Below are 11,076 nucleotides of genomic sequence, written 5' to 3'. Positions count from 1 at the left end.
CCAAAAAATAAAACCTTCAAAAAACCCGCAGGCTCAAGCCTGGAGCTACACGGACAAAGCGGTGCCTGCGCGGGCTAAAAGAGCCTTGTTAGGTGCGATCGCATCAAAGCAAGGATGATTTATTTGTTGGAATCCCCTAAGATCAAGGGTGGAGAATTTCTCTGGGATTTTCTGTAATTTGTTTGAGGGGAGCAGTTTGACCGAAAACTGATGGGATCTACTTTGCTACAAGTGATGTGGAGTGGATTCCGCAAAACTCTTGTCAAGAAATTGTTTTCGGTTTGTTGCTCCAGGATTCAGTAAAATAACGAACGTCAATGGTTTTTATTCGGTGAGGTAGGGTGTGCAATATGCACAGAGGTAAAAAAGGGATTGCGATCGCACTGACAAGTTCTCTGAGTCTACTGGCGGCTGGGATGTGGTGGATGCCCCAACCCCAAGCGAAAGCCCCCCCGCTTACTTGTTCTCCCACTGCAATGGAGACGGACTCCGGGACTGGCACCGTTGGCGATCGCCCCATTTCAGAGGACAATCCCTCCGGTGATCAACCGAACTGTGCTGACTCGATGCCTGATTCTACGGATCAATGGTCGTACCCTTCCGAGTTTGCGCCGTTGTTGCAACGATACGATACCCTGTTGGCGCGGATGGAAACGGTAGAACGAAATCTGGCTAAACAACTCAATGGCAAACCCTACTGGGAAGAGGCACTCAGCTACGGTGTACAAGCATCAGAGTTGGGTAAAACCGGGAATTCCTCCGTTGAGACGTTACAAACCCTCAAATCTCTCTGGGAAAAAGCCCTGGATAATCTGCATCAAATTCCGGCTGATTCCGATTATGGCGATCGCGCAGTGGCCAAAATCGCCGAGTATCAAGCCAATTTAGAAGCCGTTTCTTACCGTCTGGAAGTGGCACAATCCGAATTTTTAATTCCCATTGCTCAACGCAGTGGCCTATCTTCCCAAGTCAAAATCACCATCTGTCACCTCACCACCAACATTTGCCGTCGGTTGCGAGGAAATGAACCGGCGCGAGATGCCGCTAGTTTGATGAAAGTGCCGATCGCCGTGGCTTTGATGAACAAAGTCACTTCGGAAAAACTTCGGTTCGATACCCCAATTTATGTCGATCGGGGTAACTTTACGGAGGATGCCTCAGAACTTCGCGTCGGTGAAAAATATCCGATCCAAACTCTTTTAAATGCGACCATTGGTCAGAGTAGTAATATCGGCCCCAATCAAATTATTGATTATTTGGGGTGGGATTACATTAATCAAGTGTTAGAAGAACGGGGTTTTAAACAGACGCGGGTTTATTCTAAATTTGTGGGCGATCGCATTTATCCTCAGAATGTGGCGATCGGCAGAAACACCACCACCAGCGATGAGCTGACTGAGATGATGATTCAAATCTATAACCGAGAACATCTCGGAGATGAAATTCTGATTCGGTCCCTGGAACGGCAATATGACCATGAACTCGGGTTTGCTGGGTTAGAAGGGGGGTTTGGTCACTGGTTAGGTGAAAAAACCGGACAAACCTCTCGCGTCCTCGGCACCACTTTAGCCATGAACCTCTTCGGCGAGACTTACATTATTACGGTGATTGACGATGGTGCCTATAGCGAACCGACCATCCGTCAGTTTATTTCTGAAATCTCGGAATATCTCTTCCGCAGTGGTCAACTGTAAGGGCCAGGGCTTGTAGCGATCGATACCCGAGGGAATATCCTACCCAATCCGGGGGTAAAAAGTCGAGTGTCTCTTTAGCCCGCGCAGGCGGGCTTCGTCCGTATAGCCCCACCCTTGAGGGTGCGGGTTTTTACAGACATATCAATACCAGATGGGATATCAGTAGCCGCTTGGGAGGCGATCCCGATAGGATGAAAAGGAAAACCTCTGACCTTAGCGATTCGACATGGTGTCCACTCCACCCCTCACTTATTCCCTTCATCACTTAAGTGTGATTTCTCGGGGATCGGGCTTTCCGATTCTCTGTTTGCATGGCCATCCTGGTCATGGGGCTTCCATGTCTGTGTTTACAGACTATTTGAGCCAAAGATTCCAAACCCTTGCTCCCGATTTACGAGGGTATGGGAACAGCCGGACCCGAGGTCGTTTTCAAATGACGGACCATCTTCGGGATATAGAAGCATTGCTCGATCGCCTGGGGGTCGATCGCTTTTTACTCTTAGGGTGGTCCCTGGGAGGGATTTTAGCAATGGAACTGGCATTGCGACACCCCGATCGCGTTACGGGATTGATGTTAGTCGCTTCTGCCGCCCGTCCCCGCAGTTCCCATCCCCCAATTAGTTGGCAAGATTTAGCATTTACCGGGGTCTCGTCGATTATTAATCGCGTCGTCCCCAGTTGGCAATGGAATATCGAAACCTTGGGCCGGCGATCGCTCTATCGTTACCTGATTCAGCAACATACTCCCCTAGCTTACCAATACCTAGCCTCTCGGGGGATGTCTGCCTATCTGCAAACCAGCCGTCCTGCCCGTCATGCACTCAATGCTGCCCTGCGAGCGGGCTACAACCGTCTCTCTGAGCTAGAACAAATCACTTGTCCTTCCTTAGTCATGGCGGGGGAAGCGGACCGCCACATTACCCCAGAGTCAAGCCGGGAAACCGCCGATCGCCTCAAAAATTCTGAGTTCATCTGCTATCCCAATACCGCTCACCTGTTTCCTTGGGAAATACCGGCGCAAGTCCTCGGGGATATCGATCGCTGGATTGAGCAACATCCCCAAGTGCTTGCACCATCGGAGTTTTCTTCCCAATAATTAGGCAGCCTCCCTGTTCAACCTAACCGCTATATGCCGGGGAGTTTCCCCGACTACCCATCTCCCCCGGCTCCTCATAAACCGTGAGATCGCTGGGTTTGCAGCGTTTGACAGCAAAGGAGATACCTTGGGCGCTTTCTTGTTCAAGGTCTTCTATATATCCGTTTTTAGCAGTTTCGGCTTCCGTTTTACTCAGGAATGGTCCAAAGTAGTAAGTACACCGAGGATTGTCTGTGGCAATCTCTACCCACCAGGCCCAGCCTAAAAGGTTAAGCAAGCTAATCAAGATTTCTTTCAATTCCTTCATATCATTCCCCTATTTACCGTTGTATGACGACGAGGTGCTATTAAGTGTTGGTTCGAGCAGACGGGTTAATTTACATTTCTTTATACTCCGTTGGATTTAATTTTTCAACAGTATTTTTCTTCAGATTTCCCATGTTGGGACGCTGGGTCCAGCGCTGACGAAAAATCTCATAAAGCGCCATGCCCGTTGCTACTGAGACATTCAGGCTGGGGATCTTTCCTTGGAGGGGGATAGAAATGAGTTCATCACAGTGACGTTGTGTCAACAAATTCAAACCTTCCCCTTCCGATCCCACAACCAAAACCGTGGGTCGGCTAAATTCGATGCTGCTCACAGCCGAAGGCGCGTTGGCGGCAGTTCCATAGATCCAAAATCCCGCATCCTTTAATTCTTCCAAGGCGCGACTGAGATTGATCACTCGGGCAACCGGAAAAAATTCTAATGCCCCCGCCGCGACTTTCATCACCGTTGAGGTGATCCCAACGGCTCGCCTTTGGGGGATCACCAGCCCCTGAGCGCCGATCGCCTCGGCAGTGCGAATCATTGCACCTAAATTGTGAGGGTCGTTAATCCCATCACCGACGAGGAGGACGGGGCGATCGGATACCTTTAAGGCATTGGCAATTAAATCCGGCAGTTCCCAATAGGTATAGGGAGAAACCTGGGCGGCCACCCCTTGATGATTTTCTCCGTGAGTGAGCAGATCCAGGCGGCGGTAATCGACTTCATCAATGACAGTTCCGGTAGCTTTCGCGGAGGCGATCGCCGTATGAAAGCGGGGATCATACCGCAATTGAGCGGTAATCCAAATCCGATGCAATTGGCGCTCTCCCTCTAAGGCACTCAACACGGTATGGCGACCGTAGATCATATCTTTGAGGTCTGTATCTGGGTCGAGGGCGGATTGAGCAGAACCCGGGGGAAAGGATTTGCGACTTTTCCCATCCTTTTTCGGGTAGGACGATCCCTGTCCACTGGCTTTTTTCGGATAGGACGATCCTTGTCCACGATCTTTTTTCGGGTAGGACGATCCCTGTCCACTGTCTTTTTTTGGATAAGATTCTCGCTTGGATCGGACTGAGGGCTTCAATTTTTCGGGTTTACCAGGCATGACAATTATGATTGGGGGTAGATGGCTTCATCCCAATGTGGTGTTGAGTCTTTTTTCCCGTGGGGGGAAGCTCAAGGGTGGGAATCGGCATGATGGTCAGGGGTGGAACTGGGTTTAAGGTTCAGTCGAGCCACCACTTTCGACGGGTTCGAGATTTAATTGGGTGAATAGGTAGATCAAGCGGTTGGGATCGGTGAGGTATAAATATCCCATCAGGCTTTCCAAGCTCGTTGCCTGTTGATAAATGGCGGCATCCACTCGTTTCGGACCTCCCGTGGCAGCATTGCGCCCGCGTTTGAGAATCTCAAGTTCGGTCGGGGTTAGGAACGGTTCGAGCGATCGCAGCATTCTCGCTTGGGTCTCCGCTCGCACTTGCGACACCACACAATTATGATAGATCTTCTGGCGTTTGGGTGGTCGTAAATACCAGGCGCGGACAAACAGTTCGTACACCGCATCTCCGAGATAGGCTAGGGCGATGGGGGATAGCTGTTGAATTTCCGGGGCCGATAATTTTTTGACCGGGAGCATCAGGGACAAGCACTCCTGGCAATCAAGGGCCGGAGTACCGGGGGGGAGATCGGCGACTAGATTGGCTTCTGGGCTTGTTGCTTCTGGGGTTGCTGTCATACTGAGCGCACCACACCACTTGAGTTAATGATTCCCGATCCCACGTCCAAACTCCCCTAACTGGATTAACTGGGTTACCATTTTATGTTTTGAATTCTTGAAAAGGGAAAATTTTACCCGGTCACGCCCTCGCCTCACATTCTAGTCCCCGGATTAGGTGGGGTAGGTCAGCCGATCGCCTGAAGTTTCCCTCTGCCCTAGGGCATAACTACCCAAGGCGATCGGGTTTAACCCGGTGAATCGTGCCGAGGGATATGGGGATTATAACATTTCGCGATCGGGTTCTTAATCGGATGGGGGAGATGGGAGATGGGGGAGATAGGGAAATGTTCGTAGTAACGACTTCAGTCGTTGCTCTCGTGTCACGGCTGAAGCCGTGACACCCATGATGGGCGGCTGAAGCGCCTGCGTGGGGACTGGAGGCTTTGTCTTCAAGGGGGCGTTACTTGGCGTTAGCCAAGTAACGCGGTAACGACTGAAGTCGTTACTACGAACAGGAGGAAACGACTGAAGTCGTTACTACAAACTTTCTCCCCCATCCTCCCCATCCTCCCCATCTCCCCAATAAAATAGCTATCCAGTTCAATTTTTGAGACTGGATAGCCATTTAGAGCGTGAAACACTCAAGTGGATTTGATTTTCTCTAGGGCAGCGTCCACCGATGGCTGCAAAGAGAGAAACTGCTCTAATCGAACCAGTTTGACCGTTTGGGTCACCCGGGGATTGCTGACAATTTGCAAGGTACCTTCAGCAGTTTGAGCTTTTTTTACCAATTGCACCAGCGCACCTAAACCCGAACTGTCAACAAAATCTATTTTGGATAAATCCAAAATAATGTTCGTGGGACCCTCGTCAATACACTGACTGATCGCCTTCCGAAAGGTCGCTTCCGAAAAGGCATCGAGTAAGCCAGTGAGACGGAAGAGTTGGTAATCGTTCCCGACTTCGCGCGTGCCTCTTAGGCTAACGGTCAGGGTTAGTGGCTCAGGAATAACGCCCTCCTAGCTGCATATTGATACATTTACGCGACATTTGTCCGGCTATTGCTGGACAATGCAGCGATGGCACTATCACCAGTGAAGGTGACAGCGGCGGTATCCCGCAAAGCTTTTAGAAAGATTCCAAAAGCGCAAGATGGTTTAAGGTCGATGAGGATGATTAGGCTCGTACCCTCTTAGACTCCAGAATCCACTTGCCCTCGGCAACCAAGAGCGGAAGTCTCAAAGGTAGGTAGAAAAGTCTAAGGTCAGGCGCGAGTGGCTGCTCCATGTTCAGATCTTGTCGGATATTATATCCGATTATCCGCAGATGCCCAGCTAATCTCGGATTAAATCCTTACTCCTCAAATCGACGCTCCATTTTAAAGGCTTTATCGCCGTTTGTCAATGAGCAGCGCCTTTAGATTTTTAGATTGTAATCGCTCCGATTGCGGATTGACAAGGAATTTTACCGTTAATTGCCAGGTTTTAAATTCCACGCCCTTCTAACTGGCAGTTTTCGAGGCAGTCCGAGCTTCACCCATGGACTCAACAAACCGTTTGAAGATATAGTCCGCATCATGGGGACCCGGACTCGCTTCGGGGTGGTATTGGACTGAAAAGACCGGCAGAGACTTGTGTCGCAATCCGGCAATGGTGCGATCGTTCAGGTTTAAGTGGGTAATTTCCACCTCGCTGCCTAAAGAATCGTCACTCAAGGCAAAGCTGTGATTTTGGCTGGTAATTTCAACTTGACCTGTTAACCCTGCCGGTTGATTTAACCCGCGATGCCCAAATTTGAGCTTAAAGGTATCCGAACCGAGGGAGAGTCCCAAAATCTGGTGTCCTAAACAAATCCCAAACATGGGTTTTTCAGAACTCAGCAATTGTTTGGCGGTTTCCACCCCTTGGAGCACCGCAGCCGGGTCTCCGGGTCCATTGGAGAGAAAAATCCCATCGGGATTGTGCTTGAGGATTTCCTCGGCGGAAGTGGAGGCGGGAACGACGATCACGCGACATCCATAACTGGCGAGACGGCGCAGGATATTGCGCTTAATCCCAAAATCTAGGGCAACGACGGTGAATGTTTCGCCGTTCATGCCTTGAGCTTGAGGACTGAATTCCCAATGGGGGTCGGTGGTTTCGGTCCACTCGTAAACCGTTGAGGTGGAAACTTCCGGGACGAGGTTTAAGCCCTTCATGGAGGGGGCCGCTTGCACTTGGGCTAATAATTCGGCAGGGTCGAGGATTTCGGTAGAAATTCCCCCATTCATGGCTCCCACAATGCGAATTTTGCGGGTGAGTGCCCGGGTATCGATGCCGTAAATCCCAGGAATATTGTTTTGGGTCAGGTAGTCGGGTAGGGACTGGGTGGAGCGCCAGTTGCTGGGGCGCTTGCAGATATTCCGGGCGATCGCCCCTCGGACTTGGGGACGCTGGGATTCTTCGTCGTCGGGATTCACCCCGGTATTGCCTAATTCGGGATAGGTGAACGTCACGATCTGGCCGCAGTAGCTGGGATCTGTCAATACCTCTTGATACCCTGTCATGCCGGTATTGAAAACCACTTCACCAATGGTCGTGCCAGTGGCTCCAAAGGACCAACCGCGATAGGACGTTCCATCTGCCAGTACGAGCAAGGCAGGGCGATCGGCAGAAAGAGACATAGAAACCTCACTAGCTTCAGGGGTCATTTTTCGGCAGTCAAGGGTGAGGGGTCCATTAGTCTATGAGGGACCCATCCGTTTGACTTCCGCAACATCCCATTATTCCATGAGTTGCTTTTTTAGCGCGTATCCGTTCGCCGTAATGTAAAGAAGCGATCGCAACTCACTAGCCTTCCCCCCATCCCCCACCTTGACTCACTTAAGTTCTATTTTCGGGTGAATTTCCCCCTCGGCGTCAGGGTCTGTCAATGTCTGGCCGCGCTACTTTCGCTTTCTGTGAATCAACCGGGCATAATAGACATAACCCGACTCGACTCATCTGCACCGGAGGCTGGGCATTGCCCCACTGTCCCCTGATGGGATGACCTAAATTTAGCCTTTGCCCCCTTTCCATTCCTGCTCTAACTGCCAAGAGGAAAAAGTTTCATGAAAAAAATTCTCTCTGCCCTATTTGCTGTAACCAGTCTAGGATTGATGGGACCTGCCGCCCTCACTCAGGAGCATCCCGGTTGTTTTGCCATTGATAGCAACGGCAACCTTATTGATTTAGGCGACCTCTGCCCCAATGCAACGACAGACGTCCCAGCAGGGGAGATGTCCGGAGTCTTTGAAATTCCTATCAAACGTCGTCAGGGAGGCATTCCCGTGGTCGATGTCCTCTTTAATGGCACAGAAGAATTCGAGATGCTCTTTGATACTGGGGCGAGTGCCACCTTAATCACTCCCACGATGGCCCGCAGTTTAAATGTCGTCCCCTTCGATAAAGCTCGAATTGCGACTGCGAGTTCCTCGGAGGTAGAAATGGAGGTGGGCCGGGTTTCTAAAATTCAAGTGGGAGATGCCATCCTTGAAGAACTCCTGGTCACGATCGCCCCCCCAGAAGTTGAGGGAGGTCTCCAAGGCATGGGTCTCTTAGGACAAAACTTTTTCGGCAGTTACGATATCACCATCAAGGAAAATAACATTGAATTGCGAACTCGCGCCGCTGCTACTCAAAATTGAGGCTTGAGTGAAATTCAACCCCAGACCCCAAGGACAAGAAACCGGGTTTCTCCCCTAGATTTGCTGCCAATTGCCACAATTTTTTGAAGAAACCCGGTTTCTAACCTTTTTGAAGGGGGACAAAAAACCGGGTTTCTTGCCCAGATTTACTGCCAATTGCCACAATTTTTCTGAAGAAACCCGGTTCCTAACCTTCTGCTGTCTTACTGCTTCAGAAATGCTACCAATTGCTCTAATTTTGTCCAAGCTGCACCGGAGGCAAGAATTTCTTTAGCTAAGGCGATGCCCTGAATATGGTCTCCCACGGGGATATTGCCGCTGACTTGTAGGGCTAAAGCAGCATTTAAGGCGACTACATCCTGTTGCGCTTGAGTCCCTCCGCCTTGCAGGACCGACTTCAAAATCTGGGCATTTTCTGCAACATCCCCACCGCGCAATGCCCCGGTGGGTGAGGGTTCCAGCCCGAGCTCTGCCGGGGCGATCGCACTGAGTTGGACCTCTCCATTGGCAAGGATGGCTAAATCATTCACTTCTGCTAACCCCGCTTCATCGAGTTTTTCCCGTCCATGCACCACGATCGCTAATTCGGTTCCCAATTGTCGTAAGGCATGGGCGATCGGCACCACTAAGTGGGGGTCACAGACGCCGATCACCTGTCCGGTGGGGCGCACGGGATTGACCAGAGGTCCCAATAAATTAAAGACGGTGCGGACTTTTAAGGTGCGGCGCAGGGGGGCCACCGCTTTCATGGCCGGATGCCAACCCGGTGCAAACAGAAAGGTGATTCCTACTTCATCTAAAGCGGCGATCGCCTGATTACCTGGTGCATTCAAATTCACACCCAAGGCTTCCAACACATCGGCAGAACCCACCTTACTTGATGCCGACCGATTTCCATGTTTGGCAACTTTCACCCCGGCTGCTGCGGCGACAAAGGCAACACAGGTGGAAATATTAAAGGTAGAAGCCCCATCGCCTCCGGTGCCACAGGTATCGATCGCCTGTTTGCGCGTTTCACTATTTGCGCCGGTTTCCATATAGGCAGACTGGGATTGCAATACTTTTGCCATCCCTGCCAGTTCCTCTGCGGAGACACTTTTGCCTTGCAGGGCGGCTAAAATGGCCCCGGATAACACTGGGGGGATTTCTTCCCTCAGCCATCCATACATGAGTTGACTGGCTTGATCCACAGTTAGGGATTGGCGATCGAGCAATTGTTGCAGTAACTCGGACCAGTTGGTGTCGGAGGGGGTGGTTACGGGGGTTTGTGCTGTTGCGGATGGAGAATCAGTCATAGTTAAATTTGGATTGCACGGCAAGCAGTTGGGGGTGCTGCTGATTTAAACCAATCGATTTTACCGCGAGAAGCAGGCGCTGAGGAGAGTTTTGGATTGGGTTTTCAGGAGTGTGCCTGGGTTGAAGGTTGAGATGTGGCTATGTTAGGATTGTCTTGTGGTTAAGATTGGCCTTTCAATTGGAGAAAAATTATGTCAGCAGTTTATCGATTCAATGCTAATAAAATTGATGGTAGTTTTTTAAAAAAAAAATTAAAGAAAAGTTTGCCGGTAAAAATATAAAAATAGTCGTTTCTGAACTCGATGAAACTGAATATTTATTAAGTTCAGAAGCCAATAAATTTAAATTAATCACTGCTATAGAAGACATTAAAAAACGTCAAAATCTAATTGAGGTGAGTTTAGAAGATTTGCTCTCAGCAGGAGAATCATGAGGGTTTTGGGACGAGAGTCTCCTCTAGGAACGGTAGAGTTTCCAGGTTAAGGCTTAAAATGAGGGATGTTCAGTACCTGGGGTGACTTGATGGATCGGCGTGACTGGCTGAATATTGCTGAATATGTTTCTCTGGCTGGTGTAGTGGTGGGGTCAGTGCTGGCGGCTATTTCTGGGCAGATAATTTATGCGGCAGTGCCGGTGACGGTTTCTTTGGGGTTGAATTTGGTGAATCGACGACGACAGATTGTGCCCTCTCGGGTGGGGGTGGAGGAAGTGAAAATTGCCCCAGAAGCGATGAAGGCGTCGATCGCCCAGGAAATGGAACCCGTGGTGGCGGCATTGCGACAACTGCGATCGCGCTCAACAGAGTTGGAGCAATCTCTCGTGGTGCTGAAAACCCAGGTACAGCGACTGCGGGGTGAGTTTCAAGCGCGCCCAGAATTGGAACAGGTGGAAAGTTTGGCGGAAGTGATTATGGCGCTACAACAGTGTTTGGAGGGAATGCCTGCGGGGAAACCGGGACAAATTCCGATCGCCGAACTGGAGAGGGAAATTGTCCAGGCGATCGCTCGAATCCCTTCTATAGTGGAAGTAGAGGTGCAACAACAGTTGCAGAAACTCGGCGAACTTCCACCGAAGCACAACCCCTAATCAGTCTGCGAAACCCCTGCCCCGCACCCTGAAGGGTGGGGCTATACGGACAAAGCCTGCCTACGCAGGCTAAGGGGATTGCAAAATATAAATCCTCCAAACGTTGAACGGGAAGGAAGGTGTAGGGGCGCAATGCGCAGGCCCCAGGGCGTATGCAATACGCCCCTACATTGACGGGGCTACTCCGTTGATCCATCACTACGAACGAAC

10 protein-coding genes are annotated in these 11,076 nt (G+C 50.5%); 4 read left to right on the top strand and 6 right to left on the bottom strand.

The annotated features are described in order from the left end of the window. Positions 1–350 precede the first annotated feature (350 nt). Both NG833_RS04795 and NG833_RS04790 read left to right on the top strand, forming a co-directional pair. The gene (locus NG833_RS04795) at positions 351–1,694 is read left to right on the top strand and encodes a serine hydrolase (RefSeq protein ID WP_254564166.1); all 1,344 of its coding nucleotides are present in this window, start codon (positions 351–353) and stop codon (positions 1,692–1,694) included. 226 nt (positions 1,695–1,920) lie between these two features. Next, complete coding sequence (locus NG833_RS04790; RefSeq protein WP_254564165.1) at positions 1,921–2,790, top strand: alpha/beta fold hydrolase; 870 nt, start codon at positions 1,921–1,923, stop codon at positions 2,788–2,790. Positions 2,791–2,812: 22 nt separating this feature from the next. Here the strand turns inward: NG833_RS04790 and NG833_RS04785 are convergent, their stop codons facing one another. The 5 genes from NG833_RS04785 to carA form a co-directional block, all read right to left on the bottom strand. After that, on the bottom strand, positions 2,813–3,097 hold the full coding sequence (locus NG833_RS04785; protein WP_254564164.1) for a DUF1816 domain-containing protein: 285 nt from the start codon (positions 3,095–3,097) through the stop codon (positions 2,813–2,815). A gap of 70 nt (positions 3,098–3,167) precedes the next feature. Then, positions 3,168–3,968: a 23S rRNA (guanosine(2251)-2'-O)-methyltransferase RlmB gene (gene rlmB / locus NG833_RS04780; RefSeq protein ID WP_309143831.1), complete on the bottom strand. Its 801-nt coding sequence runs from the start codon at positions 3,966–3,968 to the stop codon at positions 3,168–3,170. Positions 3,969–4,322: 354 nt separating this feature from the next. Beyond that, the gene (locus tag NG833_RS04775; protein ID WP_254564162.1) at positions 4,323–4,838 is read right to left on the bottom strand and encodes a Mini-ribonuclease 3; all 516 of its coding nucleotides are present in this window, start codon (positions 4,836–4,838) and stop codon (positions 4,323–4,325) included. Positions 4,839–5,461: 623 nt separating this feature from the next. Beyond that, the gene (locus NG833_RS04770) at positions 5,462–5,830 is read right to left on the bottom strand and encodes an STAS domain-containing protein (protein WP_254564168.1); all 369 of its coding nucleotides are present in this window, start codon (positions 5,828–5,830) and stop codon (positions 5,462–5,464) included. Positions 5,831–6,321: 491 nt separating this feature from the next. Then, positions 6,322–7,482: a glutamine-hydrolyzing carbamoyl-phosphate synthase small subunit gene (gene carA / locus NG833_RS04760; protein ID WP_254564167.1), complete on the bottom strand. Its 1,161-nt coding sequence runs from the start codon at positions 7,480–7,482 to the stop codon at positions 6,322–6,324. 426 nt (positions 7,483–7,908) lie between these two features. Between carA and NG833_RS04755 the strand changes: the two genes are divergently transcribed. Continuing rightward, positions 7,909–8,484 carry a TIGR02281 family clan AA aspartic protease gene (locus tag NG833_RS04755; RefSeq protein WP_254564161.1) on the top strand — a complete coding sequence of 192 codons (576 nt, stop codon included), beginning with the start codon at positions 7,909–7,911 and terminating at the stop codon, positions 8,482–8,484. 203 nt (positions 8,485–8,687) lie between these two features. On the opposite strand, the gene trpD is transcribed toward NG833_RS04755, so the two are convergent. Beyond that, on the bottom strand, positions 8,688–9,779 hold the full coding sequence (gene trpD, locus NG833_RS04750) for an anthranilate phosphoribosyltransferase (RefSeq protein ID WP_254564160.1): 1,092 nt from the start codon (positions 9,777–9,779) through the stop codon (positions 8,688–8,690). Positions 9,780–10,302: 523 nt separating this feature from the next. On the opposite strand from trpD, the gene NG833_RS04745 reads away from it, so the two are divergent. Further along, the gene (locus NG833_RS04745; RefSeq protein WP_254564159.1) at positions 10,303–10,866 is read left to right on the top strand and encodes a hypothetical protein; all 564 of its coding nucleotides are present in this window, start codon (positions 10,303–10,305) and stop codon (positions 10,864–10,866) included. Positions 10,867–11,076 lie beyond the last annotated feature (210 nt).

This window comes from Oscillatoria sp. HE19RPO, from assembly GCF_024220515.1.
Lineage (GTDB): Bacteria > Cyanobacteriota > Cyanobacteriia > Cyanobacteriales > Laspinemataceae > Laspinema.
The sequence above is the reverse complement of the archived record's forward strand: the minus strand, read 5'-3'. Positions and strand labels throughout refer to the sequence as shown.

What these genes read in the sequence shown, in the direction of transcription:
- NG833_RS04795 (WP_254564166.1), top strand. Translation starts at nt 351, where the DNA reads ATGCACAGAGGTAAAAAAGGGATTGCGATCGCACTGACAAGTTCTCTG.
- NG833_RS04755 (WP_254564161.1), top strand. Translation starts at nt 7,909, where the DNA reads ATGAAAAAAATTCTCTCTGCCCTATTTGCTGTAACCAGTCTAGGATTG.
- NG833_RS04745 (WP_254564159.1), top strand. Translation starts at nt 10,303, where the DNA reads ATGGATCGGCGTGACTGGCTGAATATTGCTGAATATGTTTCTCTGGCT.
- NG833_RS04790 (WP_254564165.1), top strand. Translation starts at nt 1,921, where the DNA reads ATGGTGTCCACTCCACCCCTCACTTATTCCCTTCATCACTTAAGTGTG.
- rlmB (WP_309143831.1), bottom strand. Translation starts at nt 3,968, where the DNA reads ATGATCTACGGTCGCCATACCGTGTTGAGTGCCTTAGAGGGAGAGCGC.
- NG833_RS04785 (WP_254564164.1), bottom strand. Translation starts at nt 3,097, where the DNA reads ATGAAGGAATTGAAAGAAATCTTGATTAGCTTGCTTAACCTTTTAGGC.
- carA (WP_254564167.1), bottom strand. Translation starts at nt 7,482, where the DNA reads ATGTCTCTTTCTGCCGATCGCCCTGCCTTGCTCGTACTGGCAGATGGA.
- trpD (WP_254564160.1), bottom strand. Translation starts at nt 9,779, where the DNA reads ATGACTGATTCTCCATCCGCAACAGCACAAACCCCCGTAACCACCCCC.
- NG833_RS04775 (WP_254564162.1), bottom strand. Translation starts at nt 4,838, where the DNA reads ATGACAGCAACCCCAGAAGCAACAAGCCCAGAAGCCAATCTAGTCGCC.